The sequence below is a fragment of the Pseudomonas sp. C 49-2 genome (genome assembly GCF_003970195.1).
Lineage (GTDB): Bacteria > Pseudomonadota > Gammaproteobacteria > Pseudomonadales > Pseudomonadaceae > Aquipseudomonas > Aquipseudomonas canadensis.
The window spans coordinates 312715-335431 of the sequence record NZ_RXYG01000005.1; the positions used below are offsets into that span (position 1 = coordinate 312715).

19 protein-coding genes are annotated in these 22717 nt (G+C 60.5%); 9 read left to right on the forward strand and 10 right to left on the reverse strand.

Going from position 1 to position 22717, the window contains the following annotated elements; all coding sequences use genetic code 11:
- Positions 1-6: 6 nt before the first annotated feature.
- The 4 genes from lspA to murJ form a co-directional block, all read right to left on the reverse strand.
- Positions 7-516 (reverse strand): signal peptidase II, encoded by a 510-nt coding sequence (lspA, locus tag EJ576_RS12640; protein ID WP_028618779.1) that lies wholly within the window; start codon positions 514-516, stop codon positions 7-9.
- Positions 509-3340 carry an isoleucine--tRNA ligase gene (gene ileS / locus EJ576_RS12645; protein ID WP_123478081.1) on the reverse strand — a complete coding sequence of 944 codons (2832 nt, stop codon included), beginning with the start codon at positions 3338-3340 and terminating at the stop codon, positions 509-511. Before ileS ends, lspA begins: the two co-directional genes overlap by 8 nt.
- A 14-nt stretch (positions 3341-3354) precedes the next feature.
- Entirely contained in the window at positions 3355-4293 is a 939-nt protein-coding gene (gene ribF, locus EJ576_RS12650; RefSeq protein ID WP_010213269.1) for a bifunctional riboflavin kinase/FAD synthetase, read from the reverse strand.
- A 119-nt stretch (positions 4294-4412) separates the two neighbouring features.
- The gene (gene murJ, locus EJ576_RS12655; protein ID WP_038844672.1) at positions 4413-5951 is read right to left on the reverse strand and encodes a murein biosynthesis integral membrane protein MurJ; all 1539 of its coding nucleotides are present in this window, start codon (positions 5949-5951) and stop codon (positions 4413-4415) included.
- Between the two features lie 253 nt (positions 5952-6204).
- Here murJ and rpsT point away from each other — a divergent pair, with 253 nt between their 5' ends.
- On the forward strand, positions 6205-6483 hold the full coding sequence (rpsT, locus tag EJ576_RS12660; RefSeq protein ID WP_016976313.1) for a 30S ribosomal protein S20: 279 nt from the start codon (positions 6205-6207) through the stop codon (positions 6481-6483).
- 352 nt (positions 6484-6835) lie between these two features.
- On the opposite strand, the gene EJ576_RS12665 is transcribed toward rpsT, so the two are convergent.
- Positions 6836-7321 carry a peptidylprolyl isomerase gene (locus EJ576_RS12665; protein WP_016976314.1) on the reverse strand — a complete coding sequence of 162 codons (486 nt, stop codon included), beginning with the start codon at positions 7319-7321 and terminating at the stop codon, positions 6836-6838.
- On the opposite strand from EJ576_RS12665, the gene EJ576_RS12670 reads away from it, so the two are divergent.
- From EJ576_RS12670 to EJ576_RS12680, 3 genes are all read left to right on the forward strand, one after another.
- The gene (locus tag EJ576_RS12670) at positions 7320-7610 is read left to right on the forward strand and encodes a DUF3565 domain-containing protein (protein ID WP_033896987.1); all 291 of its coding nucleotides are present in this window, start codon (positions 7320-7322) and stop codon (positions 7608-7610) included. The two genes, EJ576_RS12665 and EJ576_RS12670, sit on opposite strands and share 2 nt — an antisense overlap.
- Before the next feature lie 79 nt (positions 7611-7689).
- Entirely contained in the window at positions 7690-9789 is a 2100-nt protein-coding gene (gene pta / locus EJ576_RS12675) for a phosphate acetyltransferase (RefSeq protein ID WP_126570455.1), read from the forward strand.
- Positions 9790-10689 carry an acyltransferase gene (locus EJ576_RS12680; protein ID WP_123478077.1) on the forward strand — a complete coding sequence of 300 codons (900 nt, stop codon included), beginning with the start codon at positions 9790-9792 and terminating at the stop codon, positions 10687-10689. It begins immediately after the preceding gene.
- Positions 10690-10863: 174 nt separating this feature from the next.
- Here the strand turns inward: EJ576_RS12680 and cysN are convergent, their stop codons facing one another.
- The 3 genes from cysN to EJ576_RS12695 all read right to left on the reverse strand — a co-directional run bounded on the left by cysN (position 10864) and on the right by EJ576_RS12695 (position 14704).
- Positions 10864-12762 carry a sulfate adenylyltransferase subunit CysN gene (cysN, locus tag EJ576_RS12685; RefSeq protein ID WP_078046804.1) on the reverse strand — a complete coding sequence of 633 codons (1899 nt, stop codon included), beginning with the start codon at positions 12760-12762 and terminating at the stop codon, positions 10864-10866.
- A gap of 9 nt (positions 12763-12771) precedes the next feature.
- Positions 12772-13689, reverse strand: a complete 918-nt coding sequence (gene cysD, locus EJ576_RS12690; protein ID WP_005784641.1) for a sulfate adenylyltransferase subunit CysD — start codon at positions 13687-13689, stop codon at positions 12772-12774.
- 256 nt (positions 13690-13945) lie between these two features.
- Positions 13946-14704 (reverse strand): Nif3-like dinuclear metal center hexameric protein, encoded by a 759-nt coding sequence (locus EJ576_RS12695; protein WP_126570456.1) that lies wholly within the window; start codon positions 14702-14704, stop codon positions 13946-13948.
- Between the two features lie 101 nt (positions 14705-14805).
- Between EJ576_RS12695 and algW the strand changes: the two genes are divergently transcribed.
- Positions 14806-15960, forward strand: coding sequence for a Do family serine endopeptidase AlgW (algW, locus tag EJ576_RS12700; protein ID WP_028618771.1), 1155 nt, complete (start codon positions 14806-14808; stop codon positions 15958-15960).
- A gap of 112 nt (positions 15961-16072) precedes the next feature.
- Positions 16073-18169: a TonB-dependent siderophore receptor gene (locus tag EJ576_RS12705; RefSeq protein ID WP_126570457.1), complete on the forward strand. Its 2097-nt coding sequence runs from the start codon at positions 16073-16075 to the stop codon at positions 18167-18169.
- Positions 18170-18295: 126 nt separating this feature from the next.
- Here EJ576_RS12705 and hemH read toward each other — a convergent pair whose 3' ends face one another.
- Together hemH and EJ576_RS12720 are read right to left on the reverse strand one after the other, a co-directional pair.
- Positions 18296-19321 carry a ferrochelatase gene (gene hemH, locus EJ576_RS12715; RefSeq protein ID WP_126570458.1) on the reverse strand — a complete coding sequence of 342 codons (1026 nt, stop codon included), beginning with the start codon at positions 19319-19321 and terminating at the stop codon, positions 18296-18298.
- Between the two features lie 14 nt (positions 19322-19335).
- The gene (locus tag EJ576_RS12720; RefSeq protein WP_122723674.1) at positions 19336-20235 is read right to left on the reverse strand and encodes a TIGR01777 family oxidoreductase; all 900 of its coding nucleotides are present in this window, start codon (positions 20233-20235) and stop codon (positions 19336-19338) included.
- 210 nt (positions 20236-20445) lie between these two features.
- On the opposite strand from EJ576_RS12720, the gene EJ576_RS12725 reads away from it, so the two are divergent.
- The 3 genes from EJ576_RS12725 to EJ576_RS12735 all read left to right on the forward strand — a co-directional run bounded on the left by EJ576_RS12725 (position 20446) and on the right by EJ576_RS12735 (position 22717).
- Positions 20446-21432: an NAD(P)/FAD-dependent oxidoreductase gene (locus tag EJ576_RS12725; protein ID WP_126570459.1), complete on the forward strand. Its 987-nt coding sequence runs from the start codon at positions 20446-20448 to the stop codon at positions 21430-21432.
- Positions 21429-21644 carry a TIGR02450 family Trp-rich protein gene (locus tag EJ576_RS12730; RefSeq protein ID WP_122723673.1) on the forward strand — a complete coding sequence of 72 codons (216 nt, stop codon included), beginning with the start codon at positions 21429-21431 and terminating at the stop codon, positions 21642-21644. The genes EJ576_RS12725 and EJ576_RS12730 overlap by 4 nt, the downstream gene beginning before the upstream one ends.
- Positions 21645-21757: 113 nt before the next feature.
- Positions 21758-22717 carry a DUF523 and DUF1722 domain-containing protein gene (locus tag EJ576_RS12735; protein ID WP_122723672.1) on the forward strand — a complete coding sequence of 320 codons (960 nt, stop codon included), beginning with the start codon at positions 21758-21760 and terminating at the stop codon, positions 22715-22717.

A 22717-nucleotide genomic window follows, 5' to 3' on the forward strand; every position in this document is an offset into this window, starting at 1 on the left:
ACCTGATCAGTCATTGACGGTCTCTCCGGTTTTCTTACTTTTGAACATGTCCAACGCCAGCATGATTGCACCGACGGTGATGGCGCTGTCGGCAAAGTTGAACGCCGGGAAGTACCAGCGGTTCTGCCAATGCACCAGGATAAAGTCGATCACATGGCCGAGGGCAATGCGGTCGTAAAGATTGCCCAGCGCACCGCCTAATACCAGCGCCAAGGCGATCGCCAGCCAGGTGTCATCACGGCCAAGACGCTTGAGCCACACCACCAGTACCGCACTGACGACCACGGCGATCAAGGCGAACAGCCAGCGCTGCCAGCCGCCGCTATCCGCCAAAAAGCTGAAAGCGGCGCCGGTGTTGTAGGCCAGGGTCCAGCTGAAGTAATCCGGGATCACCACGATCTGCTGGAACATCTGCAGGGAGCCTTCGAAATGAGCCTTGCTGACCTGGTCGATGACCAGGACCAGCAGACTCAGTACGAGCCAGCCCAGACGTCCGAAACGACTGGTATCAGGCATAGTGGCGAACCTCACCAGCACCCGAGATGTTGTCGACGCAGCGACCACAGATTTCCGGATGCTCAGGGTTCACGCCGACGTCTTCACGGCAGTGCCAGCAACGGGCGCACTTAGGGAAGGCCGACTTGACCACCTTGAGCTTGAGGCCCGGCACTTCGGTGGCGACCGCGTCCGCCGGGGCCTGTGCGAATGGCGCCAGGCTCGCGGTAGAGGTGATCAGGACAAAGCGCAGTTCGTTGCTCAGCTTGGCCAGGTCGGCGGTCAGGCCTTCCTCGGCAAACAGGGTGACTTCGGCTTGCAGGTTGCCACCGACGGCCTTGGCCGCACGCTGCACTTCCAGCTCCTTGTTCACCGCAACCTTCACGGCCATCACGCCTTCCCAGTACTCGCGGCCCAGTTCGAAGTCGGCCGGCAGTTCGGTCAGGCCTTCGTACCAGGTGTTGAGCATCACGGACTCGTTGCGCTCGCCCGGCAGGTATTCCCACAGTTCGTCGGCGGTGAAGGCCAGGATCGGCGCGATCCAGCGCACCAGCGCTTCGGAGATGTGGAACAGCGCGGTCTGCGCCGAGCGGCGCGCCTTGCTGTTGGCGCCGGTGGTGTACTGGCGGTCCTTGATGATGTCGAGGTAGAAACCACCCAGCTCCTGCACGCAGAAGTTGTGGATCTTCGAGTACACGTTCCAGAAGCGGTACTCACCGTAGTTTTCCTGCAACTCGCGTTGCAGCAACAGGGTACGGTCCACGGCCCAACGGTCGAGGGCGAGCATGTCCTCAGCCGCCAGGATGTCGGTGGCCGGGTTGAAGCCGGTCAGGTTCGACAGCAGGAAACGTGCGGTATTGCGGATACGGCGGTAGGCATCGGCGCTGCGGGCCAGGATCTGGTCCGACACGGCGATTTCGCCCGAATAGTCGGTCGACGCAACCCACAGACGCATGATGTCGGCGCCCAGGGTGTCGTTGATCTTCTTCGGCTCGATCACGTTCTTCAGCGACTTGGACATTTTGCGGCCCGTCTCGTCGACGGTAAAACCGTGAGTCAGCAGTTCGCGGTACGGCGCGTGGTTGTCGATGGCGCAACCGGTCAGCAACGACGAGTGGAACCAGCCACGGTGTTGGTCGGAGCCTTCCAGGTACAGGTCAGCACGCGGGCCGGTTTCGTGACCCATCGGGTGCGAGCCGCGCAGCACGTGCCAGTGAGTGGTGCCGGAGTCGAACCACACGTCAAGGGTGTCGCTGATCTTGTCGTACTGCGGCGCTTCGTCGCCCAGCAGTTCGGCGGCGTCCAGCTTGAACCAAGCTTCGATGCCTTCCTGTTCAACGCGTTGGGCCACTTGTTCCATCAGTTCGACGGTACGTGGGTGCAGCTCGCCGCTTTCCTTGTTCAGGAAGAACGGGATCGGCACGCCCCAGTTACGCTGACGGGAGATGCACCAGTCCGGACGGTTGGCGATCATCGAGTGCAGGCGCGCCTGGCCCCAGGCCGGGACGAACTGGGTGTCTTCGATGGCTTTGAGCGAGCGGACACGCAGCGTGTCGCCGCTGGTTGGCTCTTTGTCCATGCCGATGAACCACTGCGCGGTGGCGCGGTAGATCAGCGGGGTCTTGTGGCGCCAGCAGTGCATGTAGCTGTGCTGGATGGTTGCGGTTTGCATCAGCGCACCGACTTCGCGCAGCTTTTCGATGATCGGCTGATCGGCCTTGAAGATGAACTGGCCGCCGAAGAACTCCAGCGACGGCACGTAAACACCGTTGCTTTGCACCGGGTTGATGATGTCGTCGTTGACCAGGCCGTACTTCTTGCAGATCACAAAGTCGTCTACGCCATAGGCAGGCGAGCAGTGAACGATACCGGTGCCCGAACCCAGTTCAACGTAGTCAGCCAGGTACACCGGCGACAGACGGTCATAGAACGGGTGGCGGAAGTTGATCAGTTCCAGCGCGGAGCCGGTGGTGGTGGCGATGACCGAACCTTGCAGCTCGTAGCGGGCCAGGCAGGCCTCGACCATCTCCTCAGCCAGCACCAGCAGGCGGTCACCGACGTCCACCAGGGCGTAGGTGAATTCCGGGTGCACGTTCAGCGCCTGGTTGGCCGGGATGGTCCACGGGGTGGTGGTCCAGATCACGATGGCGGCTGGCTTGGCCAGCGAAGACAGGCCAAAGGCCTCGGCCAGCTTGGCGTCGTCGGCGATCGGGAAGGCCACGTCGATGGTCGAGGACTTCTTGTCTTCGTACTCGACTTCCGCTTCAGCCAGGGCCGAACCACAGTCGAAGCACCAGTTCACGGGCTTGAGGCCCTTGAACACGAAACCGCCCTTGACGATTTCGGCCAAGGCACGGATTTCCCCGGCCTCGTTCTTGAAGTTCATGGTCTTGTAGGGGTTGTCCCACTCGCCCAGCACGCCCAGGCGGATGAATTCGGACTTCTGCCCTTCAATCTGCTCGGAGGCGTAGGCACGGCACAGTTCGCGGGTTTTATCCGCGCCCAGGTTCTTGCCGTAGGTCACTTCGACTTTGTGTTCGATCGGCAGGCCGTGGCAGTCCCAACCCGGCACGTACGGCGCGTCGAAGCCCGACAGGGTTTTCGAGCGCAGGATCATGTCCTTGAGAATCTTGTTCAGCGCATGACCGATATGAATCGTGCCGTTGGCATAAGGAGGGCCGTCGTGCAGGACGAATTTCGGACGATCCTTGCCAATTTCGCGCAACTTTCCGTACAGGCCAATACTGTCCCAGCGCTGCAGGATCTGCGGTTCGCGCTGTGGCAGGCCGGCCTTCATTGGGAAGGCGGTGTCCGGAAGGTTTAGCGTGGCTTTATAGTCGGTCATTTAAGGCTCTTCGGTTAGCGATGGGCGCTAGGTGCGGCTAGTGCACGGGCGGCGGCGACATCCGCATTGATCGCCGTTTTCAACGCCTCAAGGGAGGCGAAACGCTGCTCTTCACGCAGCTTCTGGTGGAAAACCACCGTCAAACGCCGGTCATACAGATCACCGGCAAAATCCAGCAGATGTACTTCCAGGTGGGCCTTGCCATCACCTGCAACCGTGGGCCTGACGCCTATGTTGGCGACTCCGGGCCACGATTGGCCGTCGATGTCGACGCTGACGAGGTAAACCCCGGTCAGCGGCACACGACGGCGCTTGAGTTGCACGTTGGCGGTTGGCGTGCCCAATTGGCGCGCCAACTTCTGGCCGTGCAGGACCCGTCCGGCAATGCGGAACGGGCGACCGAGCAAACGCTCGGCCAAGGCGAAGTCGGCAGCGGCCAGGGCATTACGCACCTGGGTACTGCTCACGCGCAGGCCGTCCAGTTCGACGGTTTGTGCGGCTTCGACGGTAAACCCTTGGTTGACGCCCGCATGCTGCAGGAAATCGAAATCCCCGACGCGGTCGCAACCAAAGCGGAAGTCGTCACCGACCTCCAAATGCTGCACGCCCAGGCCATCAACCAGGATGCGGTCGACGAACTCGGCGGCGCTCAGGCTTTGCAAACGCTGGTTGAAGGCCAGGCAGAGGACACGGTCCACACCCTCCTCAGCCAGCAATTGCAGCTTGTCCCGCAGGCGGGCCAAGCGGGCCGGCGCGGTCTCGGGGGTAAAGTATTCCCGCGGCTGTGGCTCGAAAATCACCACGCAGCTGGGCACGCCCAACTCGACCGCGCGTTCGCGCAGCCGAGCCAGGATAGCCTGGTGGCCACGGTGAACACCGTCAAAGTTGCCAATAGTGGCGACGCAGCCCCGATGCTCGGGGCGCAGGTTGTGGAGACCTCGAACCAGCTGCATAACGCGCTTCTTGCTCATAAAGTGGTCGATTATAACCACACCCGGCCCCGGACGACAGGCAACAGCACAGGCCAAATGGATCGAATCGATAAAACAACCGTTTTATCGCGGCAAACTCTCTAACCCAGGGACTTGCGATTGAAATCCCTCAGGCGGAAGCCTTGCAGCAGCAACATCCCGAAGTACACCACCACACCCGCGACGACCAATACGCCAAGACGCATGAAGCGCTCCAGCATATGGCCTTCATCCCACGCCGGCATGAAGTGCATCAGGCCCAACAGCACGGCCGACATCATGGCCACCGCCACCAGCAACTTGAGGGCAAACAGGCCCCAGCCTGGCTGCGGCTGGAACATCTGCTGCTTACGCAATTGGTAAAACAACAGCCCGGCGTTGATGCAAGCACCGGCACTGATCGCCAGGGCAAGGCCGGCGTGGGCCAACGGGCCGATAAACACCAAGTTGAGCAGTTGCGTGACGATTAGCGTGAATATCGCGATTTTCACCGGCGTACGGATGTTTTGCTGGGCATAGAAGCCGGGAGCCAGCACTTTGATCACGATGATGCCGAGCAGCCCGACGGAATAGGCAACCAGCGCGTGCTGGGTCATCAAGGCGTCATGGGCATCGAACTGACCGTATTGAAACAGCGACACGGTCAACGGTTCGGCCAGGATCCCCAGCGCCAGCGCACATGGCAGCACCAGCACAAAGCACAGGCGCAACCCCCAATCGAGGATGCGCGAATACTCCTGGCGATCCTTGCTGGCGTAAGTGCGCGCCAGGGTTGGCAGCAGAATCGTGCCCAGCGCCACGCCCAGCACGCCGGACGGCAATTCCATCAGGCGGTCGGCGTAGTACATCCACGACACCGAGCCAGACACCAGCAGCGAGGCGAACGCGGTATTGATGATCAGGGAAATCTGGCTGACCGACACACCGAGGATCGCTGGCAGCATATTGCGCATCACGCGCCATACGCCGGTGTCCTTGAGGTTCAGGCGCGGCAAGACAAGCATGCCAATCTTTTTCAGATGCGGTAGTTGGTAGAGCAATTGCGCCAGGCCGCCGGCCAGTACCGCCCAGCCCAGGGCCATCACCGGTGGATCAAAGTACGGCGTAAGGAACAGCGCGAAAATAATCATGCTGACGTTCAGCAGGGTCGGCACGAAGGCCGGCACCGAGAAACGGTTCCAGGTATTGAGGATCGCCCCGGCAAGGGATGAAAGGGAGATCAGCAATATATAAGGAAAGGTCACGCGCAACAGGTCGGTGGTCAGCGCGAATTTTTCCGGGGTATTGGCAAAACCGGGCGCCGTGGCCCAGATCACCCAGGGAGCCGCGAGCATGCCGAGCACGGTCACCAACATCAACACCAGGGTCAACAGGCCCGAGACGTAGGCAATAAAGGTGCGGGTGGCTTCCTCGCCCTGCTGGGTCTTGTATTCGGCCAGGATCGGCACGAATGCCTGGGAAAATGCGCCTTCAGCAAAGATCCGCCGCAGCAGGTTGGGCAGTTTAAAGGCAATAAAGAAAGCATCCGTGGCCATGCTGGCGCCGAAAATACGCGCCAACAGCGTATCGCGTACAAACCCCAGAACCCGGGAGATCATCGTGATAGAGCTGACGGCGGCCAACGATTTGAGCAGATTCATTGAAAGAGTTTGCGCCTTTAGATAAAGAGCAGGCGAACAAAGCGCCTACTTATGCGATACTGCGCGCCTGCAACAGCACAGAGCCAAAGCTCGCGAGTTTACAGGTCAAGCGCCGGAAATAAATCACCCGCCTCTTCAGATCGACCACTCAGCAGTTCGCATCAGCCGCCCTTGACAACACATCAAGTCATCGGCATGATTCGCGGCCTATTTTGTTTGCTATTTCCTAAAAAGTCTTTCGAGGAGCTCGACGGTGGCCAACACACCTTCCGCCAAAAAACGTGCAAAACAGGCTGAGAAGCGTCGCAGCCACAACGCCAGCCTGCGTTCCATGGTTCGTACCTACATCAAGAATGTAGTTAAAGCCATCGACACCAAAGACGCTGAAAAAGCTCAAGCAGCTTACGTTCTGGCTGTGCCAGTTATCGACCGCATGGCCGATAAAGGCATCATCCACAAGAACAAGGCCGCTCGTCATAAGAGCCGTCTGAATGGCCACATCAAGGCTCTGAGCGTCGCTGCTGCAGCCTAAGTGGTAACAACTGCATCGCAACCCAGGTTGCGTAACAGTTAAGAAATGCCCCGTACCGAAAGGTCCGGGGCATTTTTGTTTGTGCCTTAGAAACCCTCTTGTGCTGGGAAGCTTCTGTGGTGAGCGGGCTTGCCCCGCGCTGGGCTGCGCAGCAGCCCCAATACATTCAACGCGTCCCTCCAGACAGAACTCAATCTCAGGTTTTAGGGCCGCTTCGCACCCCAGCGCGGGGCAAGCCCGCTCACCACAAAAAGCCCGCTCGCCACAGGAAACCGATCCGCCAAAAAACACAGGCAAAAAAACGCCCCGAACCAGTCGGGGCGTTTTTGCTAGCAACTGATCACTACATCAATCAGTGCTGGTGACCGCCTTCACCGTGGACGTGGCCGTGAGCCACTTCTTCCTGGGAGGCGTCGCGGATGGCAACGATCTTCACTTGGAAGTTCAAGCGCTGGCCAGCCAGAGGGTGGTTGCCGTCGACGGTCACGTCGTCGCCGTCCAGATCACGGATCGTCACGATCTGCATCTGGCCGTCCGGCGCGGAAGCGTGGAACTGCATGCCCACTTCCAGCTCGTCAACGCCTTCGAACATGCTGCGGCTCAGGGTGCTGACCAGTTCGGCCGAGTACTCGCCGTAGGCATCTTCAGGTTCTACGGCAACGGTCAGCTCATCACCGACGTTCTTGCCTTCCAGTGCCTTCTCCAGGCCTGGGATGATGTTACCTGCGCCTTGCAGGTAGACCAGCGGCGCGCCGCCGGCGGAGCTGTCGATGACCTCACCAGCGTCGTTGGTCAGGGTATAGTCGATGGAGACAGCCTTGTTAGCGGCGATCGTCATGGGGCGAGACCTTTTGCATAAGAATGAAGAACGGACAAGTCTAAACAAGGATTTGCCCGAAAGCGAACAGAACCCGGACAGACGGGACCGATCAACGGCATCCTTCATCATCGGGTTCCACCAGGATGACGATCAACACTGGGTCGCCGAGCTCTCTTGCGGCCACACCCAGCACCTGCGCCACCAGCCACCCTGGCAGTCCCGCGCCTGGGTACTCGACCCCGCGCAACGCCTTGAAAAAATAGGCCAGCCCTTTGCCTGCGGCTGGTGTGCGCAAGCACACGAATAACGATAACCTTGGCGCCTGATTCCCGGTAGACGTTCAACCATAGAACCTCACCGAAGCCATGCACCTTCAGAGAATTCGCATGCAGACTTTTTTTATCGCGCCCACCGATTTTGGTGTGGGTCTGACCTCCATCAGCCTTGGGCTGGTGCGCACCCTTGAGCGGGCCGGACTGAAAGTCGGTTTCTTCAAGCCGATTGCCCAGCCGCACCCCGGCGATACCGGCCCCGAGCGCTCCACCGAGCTGGTAGCGCGCACCCACGGCCTCAAGCCGCCACAGCCCCTGGGCCTGGCCCACGTAGAACGCATGCTCGGCGACGGCCAGCTCGACGAACTGCTCGAAGAAATCATCACGCTGTACCAGCAAGCCGCCGTGGGCAAGGACGTGCTGATTGTCGAAGGCATGGTGCCAACCCGCAGCGCCAGCTATGCGGCGCGGGTCAACCTGCACCTGGCCAAGAGCCTGGATGCGGAAGTGATCCTGGTCTCTGCCCCGGAAAACGAAGTGCTCACCGAACTCTCCGGACGTGTGGAATTGCAGGCCCAACTGTTCGGCGGCCCCAAAGACCCGAAAGTACTCGGCGTGATCCTCAACAAGGTGCGCACCGACGAAAGCATGGAAGCCTTCGCGGCGCGCCTCAAAGAACATTCGCCCCTGTTGCGCAGCGGCGATTTCCGCCTGCTCGGCTGCATTCCCTATCAACCGGAACTCAACGCCCCGCGCACCCGCGACGTGGCCGACCTGATGGACGCACAGATCCTCAACGCCGGCGACTACGAAACCCGGCGCATGACCAAAATCATCATCTGCGCCCGTACCATGCGTAACACCGTGGAGCTGCTCAAGCCCGGCGTACTGGTGGTGACACCCGGCGACCGCGACGACATCATCCTCGCCGTCAGCCTCGCCGCGATCAACGGCGTGCCCCTGGCCGGCCTGTTGCTGACCAGCGACACCCTGCCCGACCCGCGCATCATGGAATTGTGCCGTGGCGCATTCCAGGCCGGGCTGCCGGTGTTGTCGGTGAGCACCGGTTCCTACGACACGGCGAACCAGCTCAACAGCCTCAACAAGGAAATCCCGATTGATGACCGCGAACGCGCGGAGATCATCACCGATTTCGTCGCCAGCCATCTGGATGCGCGCTGGCTGCACCAACGTTGCGGTACACCACGGGAAATGCGCCTGTCGCCGGCGGTGTTCCGCTACCAGTTGATCCAGCGTGCCCAGGCCGCCAACAAACGCATCGTATTGCCCGAAGGTAGCGAGCCACTGACCGTGCAAGCCGCCGCCATCTGCCAGGCGCGGGGCATTGCCCGCTGCGTGTTGCTGGCCAAGCCGGCGGACGTGGAAGCGGTCGCCCGCGCACAGGGCATCGAACTGCCCGAAGGCCTGGAGATTCTCGACCCGGACCTGATTCGCCAACGCTACGTCGAGCCGATGGTGGCGCTGCGCAAGAGCAAAAGCCTCAACGCGCCGATGGCCGAGCAGCAACTGGAAGACACGGTGGTGATCGCCACCATGATGCTCGCGCTGGACGAAGTGGACGGCCTGGTTTCCGGGGTCATTCACTCCACCGCCAACACCATCCGCCCTGCCCTGCAACTGATTAAAACGGCGCCGGGCTGCACGCTGGTGTCGTCGGTGTTCTTCATGCTGTTCCCTGAGCAGGTGCTGGTGTACGGCGACTGCGTGATGAACCCGCACCCGAGCGCGGCGGAGTTGGCGGAGATTGCGCTGCAAAGCGCCGACTCGGCCGCAGCGTTCGGCATCACCCCGCGCGTGGCGATGATCAGCTATTCCAGTGGCGATTCAGCCAGCGGCGAAGAAGTGGAAAAAGTCCGCGAAGCCACCCTGCTTGCCCACGAGCAGCAAAGTTCGCTACTGATCGACGGGCCGCTGCAATACGACGCCGCCGCCAACGAAAACGTGGCCCGGCAGTTGGCGCCCAACAGCCAGGTCGCCGGCAAGGCCACGGTGTTCGTGTTTCCCGACCTCAACACCGGCAACACCACGCACAAGGCCGTGCAGCGCAGCGCTGACTGCGTGAGCCTGGGGCCAATGCTGCAAGGCCTGCGCAAACCGGTCAACGACCTGCCGCGCGGCGCCCAGGTAGACGACATCGTGTACACCATCGCGCTCACCGCGATCCAAGCCGCCAACCGACCTATGGATATCTAAATGCTGGATTTTTTACCTGCCGCCGTGCGCGGGGTGATCGCTTCGTTGTTGTTGGCACTGAACACGATCCTGCTGTGCTCGTTCCTGTTCATCGTCGCGCTGTTCAAGGCATTGCCGTTTGCCAAGCGCTTCAGCGAATGGCTGATGAACCACACCCACGAGGCCTGGGTCACCAACAACAAGGGCTGGATGAACCTGGTGCGGCGCACGCGCTGGCACCTCACCGGCCTGGAAGGTCTGGACTATCAGCACTCATACCTGGTGACCAGCAACCACCAGAGCTGGGTCGACATCATGGTGCTGCAATACGTGCTGAACCGGCGTATTCGTCCGCTGAAGTTCTTCCTGAAGCAGGAGCTGATCTGGGTGCCGGTGATTGGCCTGGCGTGGTGGGCGCTGGGCTTTCCATTCATGAAGCGCTACACCAAGGCCTACCTGGAAAAACACCCGGAAAAGAAAGGCAAGGACTTGGAAACCACCCGCAAGACCTGTGCGAAATTTCGCGACAACCCGGTGGGCATTTTCAACTTTGCCGAAGGCACACGCTTTACCCCAGGCAAACATGCCCAGCAGAACTCGCCGTTTCGCTACCTGCTCAAGCCCAAGGCTGGCGGGATTGCGTTTGTGCTGGATGCCATGGGTGAGCAGTTGAAATCACTGGTGAACGTGACTATTCACTACCCGGCCGGGCGCCCTGGGTATTGGGATTTGCTGTGTGGGAATGTGAAGGATGTGGTGGTGCACTTTGAGGAAGTGCTGATTCCGGCTGAGTTCATTGGCAAGAATTATGAGCAGGATGGGACGTATCGGTTGGCGTTCCAGGGGTGGATCAATCGGTTGTGGGAAGACAAGGACCAACTGCTGGAAAAGCTGCACAAAGACTTCCCAGGCAAACAGTGATCAAAATGTGGGAGCTGGCTTGCCTGCGAAAGCGGTGGATCTGTTGTAAATATATCAACTGGCAGACCGCTATCGCAGGCAAGCCAGCTCCCACATTGGCAGTGTGCACATTTGTTAATATGTAAAAAGCCCGCCACCGATCACTCGGTGGCGGGCTTTTTGTGGCCGCGAGGGTTAGATCGCGCCGCGCTGACGCAACAGCTCCAGCACTTGCTTGACGCTTTCTTCCAACGACAAGGCCTGGGTGTCGATGACCAGATCGGCATTCAACGGCACGTCATACGGGAAGGACTCACCAGGGATGTTATCCCCACCAGCAGCGTACAGCCCCTGCGGATCACGCTCGGCGCACACCAGCGGCGACGCCTGCACGTACACCGTCAGCAGGCGGTCGGCGCCGATGAGTGCTTTGGCCTGTTCACGGCCTTCGGCATCCGGGGCCACGAACGCGGCCAAGGTCAGCAGGCCCGCTTCGTTGAACTGACGCGCCACATGGGCGGCACGACGCCAGTTCTCGGTACGACCGGCCCGGTCCTGCGGCAAGCCCTTGTTCAGGTCGTGACGCAGGTTCTGGCCATCCAGCACGAACACCGCACGGCCCATGTCGAAGAGCTTGCGCTCAACCGCGTAGGCCAAGGTGCTCTTGCCAGCGCCCGACAGGCCGCTGAACAGCACGGTAGCCGGTTGCTGACCAAAGCGCAGTGCGCGCTCTTCGGTGGCGACGTGAGCCAGCTTGCCATGCTGCGCCGAGCTGCCGTGGGTGACCGGCGGCGCGATGATCATGCCCGCCGCCACGGTGCCGTTGGTCAAACGGTCGATGACAATGAACGCGCCAGTGGTGCGGTTGCTGTCGTAACCGTCCAGGGCGATGGCGGCGTCGAGGCTGACCTTGACCCGGCCGATCTCGTTCAACTGCAGCGAACTCGCCGGGCCTTCGGCCAGGGTGTTCACATCCACGCGATGCACGATGCTGGTGATGGAACCCGGCACGTAGCTGGTGGCGCGCTTGATGTCGTATTTTTTGCCCGGCAGCATCGGCTCTTCCGCCATCCACACCAGCATGGCGTCGAAGGCATCGGTCACTTGCGGCACATTGTCGGCGTGTACCAGCAGGTCGCCACGGGAGATGTCGATCTCGTCTTCCATGGTCAGGGTCACGGCCTGGCCTGGGCCGGCGTGTTCCAGCTCACCTTCAAAGGTGACGATGGATTTGACGCGGCTGCTCTTGCCCGACGGCAGCACCACGACTTCGTCGCCCTTGTGCACGATGCCACTGGCCAAGGTGCCGGCAAAACCACGGAAGTTCAGGTTCGGACGGTTGACGTACTGCACCGGGAAACGCAGGTCGGTGTAGTTGCGGTCGTTGGCGATCTCGACGGTTTCGAGGATCTCCATCAGCGACTGCCCGGTGTACCAAGGCGAACGCTCACTCTTGTTCACCACGTTGTCGCCCTTGAGCGCCGACATCGGCACGAACGCCAGGGTGCTCGGCTTGAACGCGATACCGTCGGCGAACTTCAGGTAATCGGCCTTGATCTGCTCGAATACGCTCTGGTCGAAGCCATTGATGTCCATCTTGTTGACGGCCACCACGATATGCTTGATGCCCAGCAACGAGGCGATAAAGCTGTGGCGACGGGTCTGGGTCTGCACGCCATAACGCGCGTCAATCAGGATGATCGCCAGGTCACAGGTGGAGGCACCGGTGGCCATGTTGCGGGTGTACTGCTCATGGCCGGGGGTGTCGGCGATGATGAATTTGCGTTTGGCGGTGGAGAAGTAGCGGTAGGCAACGTCGATGGTGATGCCTTGCTCACGCTCGGCCTGCAGGCCGTCGACCAGCAGTGCCAGGTCGATATCATCGCCGGTGGTGCCGGACTTCTTCGAATCGCGGGTGATGGCTTCCAGGTGATCTTCGTAGATCATCTTGGAGTCGTGCAGCAGGCGCCCGATCAGGGTGCTCTTGCCGTCGTCGACGTTGCCGCAGGTCAGGAAGCGCAACATTTCCTTGCGCTCGTGCTGGCCCAGGTAGGCGAGGATGTCCTCGCTGATCAAATCAGATTGATGCGACATGACAGCCCCTTAGAAATAGCCTTGACGTTTTTTATCTTCCATCGAGCCTGCACCATCGTGGTCGATGACACGGCCCTGGCGCTCGGAAGTTCGCGTCAGGAGCATTTCCTGAATGATGTCCGTCAGCGTCTCGGCTTCGGACTCCACCGCGCCCGTCAACGGGTAGCAGCCAAGGGTACGGAAACGTACTTTCTTTTTGACGATTCGGGCTTTGTCTTCGTCGGACAGGTGCTCGAGGATGCGGTCGTCGTCGATCATGATCAACGTGCCGTTTTTCTCGATCACTTCACGCTCGGCGGCGAAGTACAGCGGCACGATCGGGATGCCTTCGAGGTAGATGTACTGCCAGATGTCCAGCTCGGTCCAGTTGGACAGCGGGAACACGCGGATGGACTCACCCTTGTTGACGTTGCCGTTGTAGACGTTCCACAGCTCGGGGCGCTGGTTTTTCGGGTCCCAGCGGTGTTTGCTGTCGCGGAATGAGTACACGCGCTCTTTGGCGCGGGACTTCTCTTCATCGCGACGGGCGCCGCCAAAGGCCGCATCGAAACCATGCTTGTCCAGGGCCTGTTTGAGGCCTTCGGTCTTCATGATGTCGGTGTGCTTGGCGCTGCCGTGGGTGAAGGGGTTGATGCCCTGCGCCACGCCGTCCGGGTTCACGTGGGTGATCAAGTCCAGGCCCAGCTCCTCGACCATCTTGTCGCGGAACTTGTACATCTCCTGGAATTTCCAGCGGGTGTCGACGTGCATCACCGGGAACGGCAGTTTGCCCGGGAAGAAGGCCTTGCGTGCCAGGTGCAGCATCACGGCGGAGTCTTTACCGATCGAGTAGAGCATCACCGGGTTGTCGAACTCGGCGGCGACCTCGCGGATGATGTGGATGCTTTCCGCCTCCAGCTGTTTCAGATGCGTCAGTTTGTCGACCATGGTTACTCACGGAAAAACGATCTTATGGACGGCCAGCGGGCCGTGTTCGAGCGGGGCATGCTAGCACAGCACCTGCTTCTATTCAGGGAGCCATCTAGATCGAAACGGTATATGAATATGCCCCATAGTTTGGCGTGGAACTCGGTCAAGTGTGGGAGCTGGCTTGCCTGCGATGCAGGCACCTCGGTCATTCAGACAGATCGAGTTGATGCCATCGCAGGCAAGCCAGCTCCCACACTTTGTCCCGTAGTGAGGCTCAGATCGGGTTAGGGCAATCGATGAAGAGATGCTCCAGCGCGAAGCGCCGCGCCAGGTAATCCCCTAGCGCCTGCACGCCATAACGCTCGGTGGCGTGGTGGCCGGCGGCGATGAAGCTGATGTCGTTTTCGCGGGCGCTGTGAAAAGTTTGCTCGGAGGCTTCGCCGCTCAGGTACAGGTCGACGCCGGCGGTGATCGCCTGATCGATGTAGCCCTGGCCACCGCCGGTGCACCAGCCGACACGGCGGATCATTTCGCTGCCTTCGATCAGCAGCGGTTCACGGCCCATGACCTCCTGCACACGGCGGGCGAAATCACGGGGCGACAGGGGCTCGGCAAGGGAGCCGACCAGGCCGACGATCTTGGGGTTGCTCGGGTCCAGCGAGCCTTCGACCGTGATATCCAACTGACGGGCAAGTTGCACGTTATTGCCGACATCGGGGTGCAAGTCCAGCGGCAGATGGTAGGCCAACAGGCTGATGTCGTGCCTGAGCAGCGTCTTGAGGCGACGCTGTTTCATCCCGGTGATGCAAGGGTTTTCGCCTTTCCAGAAATAGCCGTGGTGCACCAGGATCAAATCGGCCTGGGCTTCGACGGCCGCATCCAGCAAGGCCTGGCTTGCGGTCACGCCGCTGACGATGCGCATCACTTGAGGGCGGCCCTCGACCTGCAGGCCATTGGGGCAATAATCGGCAATTTTAGCGCTGCCAAGGTAGCGGTCCGCTTCCTCGACGAGGGTGGTAAGGGGGACGGCCATAAAAGACTCCTAAATATCCCGTTCGCAGGCGTCGCAGCCTCGTATAATGCGCGACATTATGGGCGCTCTCTCGCCCCCTGCAACCTGTCAGGACTTACTTGATGCTCAAGGCGCTGCGTTTTTTTGGATGGCCATTGTTGGCTGGCGTGCTGATCGCGATGCTGATTATTCAGCGTTACCCCGAGCTGGTGGGCCTGCCCAGCCTGGATGTGAACCTGCAACAGGCACCGCAGACCAGCGCGGTGGTGCAAGGCCCGGTGACTTATGCCGACGCGGTCACCATCGCCGCCCCGGCGGTGGTCAACCTGTACACGACCAAGGTCATCAACAAACCGGCGCACCCGCTGTTTGAAGACCCGCAGTTCCGCCGCTACTTCGGCGACAACGGGCCCAAGCAGCGGCGCATGGAATCCAGCTTGGGGTCGGGCGTGATCATGAGCCCCGAAGGCTACATCCTCACCAACAACCACGTGACCACCGGCGCCGACCAGATTGTGGTGGCCCTGCGCGACGGTCGCGAAACCCTGGCCCGCGTGGTGGGCAGCGACCCGGAAACCGACCTCGCGGTACTGAAGATCGACCTGAAAAGCCTGCCGTCCATCACCCTCGGTCGTTCCGATGGTTTGCGCGTCGGTGATGTGGCACTGGCCATCGGCAACCCGTTCGGCGTGGGCCAGACCGTGACCATGGGCATCATCAGCGCCACCGGGCGTAATCAGTTGGGCCTCAACAGCTACGAAGACTTCATTCAGACCGACGCGGCCATCAACCCGGGCAACTCAGGCGGTGCACTGGTGGATGCCAATGGCAACCTGACCGGTATCAACACGGCGATTTTCTCCAAGTCCGGCGGCTCACAGGGCATCGGCTTTGCGATCCCGGTGAAGCTGGCGATGGAAGTGATGAAGTCGATCATCGAGCACGGCCAGGTAATCCGCGGCTGGCTGGGGATTGAAGTGCAACCGTTGACCAAGGAGCTGGCCGAGTCGTTTGGCTTGACCGGACGCCCAGGCATCGTGGTCGCCGGGATCTTCCGCGACGGCCCGGCGCAGAAAGCCGGCCTGCAACTGGGCGATGTGATCCTCAGCATCAATGGCGAACCGGCCGGTGATGGCCGTAAGTCGATGAACCAGGTGGCGCGAATCAAGCCGACCGACAAGGTGGCGATCCAGGTGATGCGCAACGGCAAAGAGATCAAGTTGCTGGCGGAAATCGGGCTGCGTCCGCCGCCTGCACCGGTTAAGGAAGAGGAATAACCCGTCACTTACAGGTGCTCGTACGCGGGCACCTGTAAGCTTATATTTCAAAGCAATTCATTCTCATTGGTCATGTTATATTGTTTCAATACCGCTATTGGAACGCTCTATCATGCCGTCTCGAAGAATCGCCCCCTTGGCTGGCCTGGCCTTGGGTTTGCTGCTCGACCCCGCCTACGCCGAAGAAAACACCCTGGAACTCGACGCCATCAGCGTCACCACCGACGCCTATGAGTCCACCACCGGGCCCGTCAAAGGCTACCGCGCCACCCGTTCGGCCAGCGCGACAAAGACCGACACCGCGATTCGCGACATCCCACAGTCTATAAGCGTGATTCCCGCCACGGTGCTCAAAGACCTGGGCAGCAGCAACGTGGAGCGCGCCCTGGAGTTTGCCGGCGGCGTGTCCAAGCAGAACAACTTCGGTGGCCTGACACTCTACGAATACAGCGTGCGCGGCTTTACCACGTCGGAGTTCTATCAGGACGGCTTCAGCGCTAACCGTGGCTACCCGAGCACACCCGACGCGGCGAACATCGAGCGCATCGAAGTGCTCAAAGGGCCCGCCGCCAGCCTGTATGGCCGTGGCGATCCTGGCGGCACGGTGAATATCGTCACCAAGAAGCCCCAGCCTGAAGCCTTCACCACCCTGCAAACCAGCGCCGGCAGTTGGGACCGTTATCGCACTGCCATTGACGTCAACACCCCGCTGGACAGCGAAGGCAAGGTGCTGACTCGGGTCAACCTGGCGGTAGAAGACAACCACAGCTTCCGCGACCACGTGCAAAGCAAGCGGGTATTCGTCGCGCCTTCGTTCAGTTGGCAATTGGACCCGGACACCAGCCTGCTGGTGGAAAGCGAATTCGTCCGCCACAGCTCCACCTTCGACCGTGGCATTGTCGACGCCTCCGGCGTATCCCGCTCCACCTTCCTCGGCGAACCCAACGATGGCGATATCGACAACCACAACAATCGCATTCAGGCGACCCTGGAACACCACCTCAATGACGCCTGGAAACTGCGTCTGGCCAGCCACTACAAGCAAGGCAGCCTGTGGGGCGACGCCTCGGAAAACCGCGCGCTGAATGCCGACGGCCACACCGTCGACCGCCGTTACCGCGAGCGCTCCACGGGTTGGCACAACAGCATCACCCAGCTTGAACTGCGGGGAATGTTCGATATCGGCAGTTGGCAGCACGAGTTGCTGATCGGCACCGAATACGAGGACTACCGCAAGAAAGAACGCGTCACGGCGATTGGCGGTAGCCGCTACCCCATCGACATCTACAATCCGGTTTACGGCAAGCCCAAACCCAACGGCGCGCGCTCCGGTACTGACCTCTTCGAACAGACCAAAAGCCACGCGCTGAACCTGCAAGACCAAATCATCTTCACCGACCGCCTGCGCGGTATGGTCGGTGCGCGCTTCGAACATTTCGAGCAGAGCATCGACGACTTCACGCGCAACCACGCCAAGAGCAAGCAGACCCACGACGCCTTTACCCAACGCGCCGGCCTGCTCTATCAGCTCACACCGCAAGTCGGGGTGTTCGCCAATGCCTCAACGTCGTTCAAGCCCAACAGCGGCCTGGACGCCAACAACAAATCCTTCAAGCCCGAAGAAGGCGTGGGCTATGAAGTGGGAATCAAGAGCGAGCTGTTCGACGACCGCCTCAGCGCCACCCTCGCCGCCTTCCATATCGAAAAGGAAAACGTACTGACCCTGGACCCGGCCACCAACCTCAACCGCGCCGTGGGCAAGGCGCGCAGCCAGGGTTTTGACCTGCAACTGACCGGGCAAGTGACCGATGCCGTAAGGGTGATTGGTGCGTTTGCCTACATCGACGCTGAAGTGACCAAAGGCGATAAAGCCATTCCCGCCGGCAGCCGCATCCTTGGCGTGGCCAAGCACAGCGGCAGTCTGTTGGGGGTGTATGAGTTCCAGGATGGCGCGTTGCGCGGCTCGGACCTGGGCGCGGCGTTCACGTATGTGGGCGATCGTTCAGGGGAGGCCGGCACGAACTTTGAGTTGCCGGCCTATCACACCGTTGATCTGCTGGCCCATTACAAGGCTACGGACAACGTCACCGTGGGGCTGAACCTCAACAACCTGTTCGAAGAGAAGTACTACGAGCGGTCGTACAGCAACTATTGGATCAATCCGGGTGAGCCGCGCAATCTCACGGTCAGCCTGACCCTGAATCTGTAAACACGGTCAAACCATGTGGGAGCAGGCTTGCCTGCGATAGCGGTGTATCAGCCAACAACTCTATCGGCTGACACTCCCTCATCGCGGGCAAGCGCGCTCCCACATTCTGATCTTCACTTGGTTCGGTTACAGCGTTGTCGGCGCCCGCTCGCACAAGGTATTGAGCGCCTTCGCCCACTGCGGATCATCATTCAGGCACGGCACCAATACCAACTCTTCCCCCCCAGCCTCGCGGAACTGCTCGAGCCCACGATCGCCGATTTCCTCCAGAGTCTCGATGCAGTCGGCGACAAACGCCGGGCACATCACCAGCAGCTTTTTCACGCCTTGCTTAGCCAGGGCTTCCAGGCGCGCTTCGGTGTAGGGTTCGATCCATTTGGCGCGGCCCAGGCGTGATTGGAACGCCACCGACCATTTATCTTCCGGCAAGCCCAGTCGTTCAGCAAAATCGCGGGCGACGCTGAAACATTGCGCGCGGTAGCAGGTTTTCAACACCTCAGGCGAGGCGTTCTTGCAGCAGTCCGCATCCTTGAAGCAATGCTGGCCTGTCGGGTCGAGTTTGGTCAGATGACGCTCTGGCAGGCCGTGGAAACTCAGCAGCAGGTGATCGTAATCCTGCTCCACATAGGAGCGGACACTCGCCGCGAGCGCATCGAGGTATTCCGGCTGGTCGTAGAACGGCTGCAAGATCGAGAACTGCACGCTCAGCTTCTTATCACGTACAACCCGCTTGGCCTCTTCAATCACCGTGGTCACAGTGCTGTCGGCGAACTGCGGGTACAGCGGCGCCAGGGTAACTTTGCGGATACCCTGGGCGGCGAGGCGCGTCAGCACGCTTTCAATGGACGGTTCGCCGTAGCGCATCGCCAACTCCACCGGGCCTTGGGTCCACTGCGTGGTCATCTGCTGCTGCAAACGCCGGCTGAGCACCACCAACGGCGAACCCTCATCCCACCAGATGGACGCGTAGGCGTGGGCCGACTGCTCGGGGCGCTTGATCAGGATCAGCGACACCAACAAGCGCCGCACCGGCCACGGCAGATCGATCACATAAGGGTCCATCAGGAACTGATTGAGGTAGCTGCGCACATCGGCCACCGAAGTGGACTTTGGCGAGCCCAGGTTGACCAGTAACAACGCGTGATCCGTCATGCAACATCCTATCTCTAGAGGCGGCTGGACAAGTCATCCAGAGCCGCGCGCAACTCAGTGAACTGGAAAGTGTAACCGGCGGCCAACAAGCGCTCGGGCACCGCCTTCTGCCCGCCCAACAGCAGGCCGGACAATTCGCCCAGGCCCACCTTCAATGCAAAGGCCGGCATCGGCATGAACGCCGGGCGGTGCAACACCTGGCCCAGGGTTTTCGCAAACTCGCGATTGCGCACCGGGTGTGGCGCGCAGGCATTATAAGGACCACTGGCATCAGGCTTGTGCAGAAGAAAATCAATCAGGGCGATTTGATCCTTGATATGCACCCACGGCATCCACTGCCGACCATTGCCGATAGGCCCGCCCAGCGCCAGTTTGAAAGGCAGCAACAGCCGCGACAAAAAGCCGCCCTCGGCTGACAACACCAAACCGGTCCGCACCAACACCACGCGAATCCCCAACGCTTCAGCGCGTAGGGCGGTTTCTTCCCAGGCGATGCACAACTGGCTGGGGAAATCGTCCTGCACCGGGCCGCTGGCTTCGGTCAATTCGCGTTCGCCGCCGTCGCCGTACCAGCCCACCGCCGAACCGGAAATCAACACCGCTGGTTTTTGTTCCAAGCCTTCAAGCCACGCCAGCAAAGTTTCTGTAAGACTGATGCGGCTGCTCCACAACAGCGCCTTGCGCTTGTGAGTCCACGGGCGGTCAGCGATCGGCGCACCCGCCAGGTTAATGACCGCATCCACCGGGCCGATAACCTGTTGCAGGTGTTCGACGCCTGCGACTTGAGCGCCGCATCGCATGGCAACCTGTTCCGGATGACGGCTCCACACCGTCAGCCGATGACCCTGCGCGAGCCAGTGCTGGCAGAGTTGGTGGCCGATCAGGCCAGTACCGCCGGTCAGCAAAATGTGCATGGGATGTTCCTCATGTAACGTTCGCCGCCCATCGCTAGTCTATTTTATAAGCAGGGATCGATTTGAACGGGCGTAACATTGGATTAAGCCTCTGCTTTAACCATAGGTCACGCCGTAAGAACAGGTAAGCCAAAACTTATACCAAAAAACAATATTGTACAGCTATTGGTGTCGGCGTAGTCTGTACCCAACGGTAAAACGAGGCCCCCTATGACTGTTCCCATCGCGATCATCGGCACCGGCATCGCCGGTCTCTCCGCCGCCCGAGCGTTACGAGACGCGGGGCACGTTGTACAACTCTTCGATAAAAGCCGTGGCAGCGGTGGCCGCATGTCCAGCAAGCGCAGCGATGCCGGCTCCCTGGACATGGGCGCGCAATACTTCACCGCCCGCGACCGGCGCTTCGTCAACGAAGTGCAACGCTGGCAAAGCAATGGCTGGGCCGAGCAATGGAAACCCCAGCTGTACAACTTCAAGTCCGGCCAACTCACCCCCTCCCCCGATGAACAGATCCGCTGGGTCGGCACGCCGCGCATGAGCGCCATTACCCGCGCCCTGCTCGACGACCTGCCGGTGGAGTTCGGGTGCCGCATCACCGAGGTGTTTCAAGGCAAACAACACTGGAACCTGCTGGACGCCGACGGCGAAAACCACGGCCCGTTCAGCCACGTGATCATCGCCACCCCAGCACCCCAGGCCACCGCCCTGCTGGCTGCTGCGCCCAAGTTGGCCAGTGCCGCCGCCGGCGTGAAGATGGACCCAACCTGGGCCATCGCCCTGGCGTTCGAAAAGCCTCTGGATACGCCGATGGAAGGCTGTTTCGTGCAAGACAGCCCCCTCGATTGGCTCGCGCGCAACCGCAGCAAACCGGGGCGTGACACCCACCTCGACACGTGGGTACTGCACGCCACCAGCACGTGGAGCAAGGACCATCTGGACCTGCCCAAGGAAGCGGTGATCGAACATCTGCATGGCGCCTTCGCCGAACTTCTGCACAGCGCCATGCCCGCGCCATCGTTCAGCCTGGCGCACCGCTGGCTCTATGCTCGACCGTCCAACAGCCATGAATTCGGCGTGCTGGCCGATGCCGACCTGGGCCTTTATGTATGTGGCGACTGGTGCCTGTCGGGCCGGGTCGAAGGGGCCTGGCTCAGTGGCCAGGAAGCCGCGAGACGCTTGATCGAACACCTGCAATGAACCGCATCAATCCTGCAAAACTGCTGCTGTCGAAATGGACAGCAGCTCAGCCTCGCAACAAAGAAAAACACTTCTTGGTCACCGAACTGTTTCGGGATGCAGAAGGCGTCGTGCTGGAAATCGAACTGCAAGCCGTCATGACCCGTCGCGCCGAACGCTGCGCCTGGCAAACCCTGCAAAACGATGACGCCTGGAAAATCGGCTGGAAATAGCTGACCTGCAAAAAACTTGTACAAATAATTTGACTTGTACAGCATCGAACCTATGATGAGATTTAGTTGTACAAGACTTTAATTTTGTACAGGAATCTTGCAGAGGTTCGCTTATGTCCAGCACCACCAAACCGAAGATCGCCATCAGCGCCTGCCTATTGGGCGAGAACGTGCGCTTCAACGGCGGCCATAAACAATCCCTGCTGTGCAGCCAGACTCTCGCCGACTATTTCGACTTCGTGCCGCTGTGCCCCGAGGTCGCCATCGGCCTGGGCATTCCCCGCGAACCGATCCGCCTGGTGGGCGACCCGGCCCACCCGCAAGCCGTCGGCACGGTACACCGCGAACTGAACGTCACTCAGCCACTGGACGATTACGGCCGGCAGATGGCGTCGGAACACACCGACCTGTGCGGCTACATCTTCATGCAGAAGTCGCCGTCGTGCGGACTGGAGCGGGTCAAGGTGTACCGCGACAACGGCACCCCGGTCGACGGCGGCGGGCGTGGTATCTACGCCCAGGCGTTTTGTGCGCGTCACCCCAATCTGCCGGTGGAAGAAGACGGTCGATTGAATGACCCAGTGCTGCGGGAAAACTTCCTGACCCGCGTCTTCGTCTACGCCGATTGGCAACAGCTGCTGGCCGAAGGCCTGACCCGCCACCGGCTGCTGGCCTTTCATTCACGCTACAAATACCTGTTGATGGCCCACAGCCCGGCGCACTACAAAAGCCTCGGGCACCTGCTGGGCAGCATGACCAAAGAGACCCACCTCGATGAACTGGCCACCTGTTACTTCAGCGACTTGATGACCGGCCTGAGCCAATGCGCCACCCGTGGCACCCACACCAACGTGCTGCAACACATCAGTGGTTACCTCAAACAAGTCATCAGTACCGACGACAAGCAGGAAATGCAGACCGTCATCGGCCAGTACCGCCAAGGCATCGTGCCGCTGGTGGTGCCATTGACCCTGCTCAAGCACCACTTTCGCCAACACCCGGACCGCTACATCGCGCAGCAGGCCTACCTGCAGCCGCACCCGGAAAACCTCAGCCTGCGAAATGCGATCTAG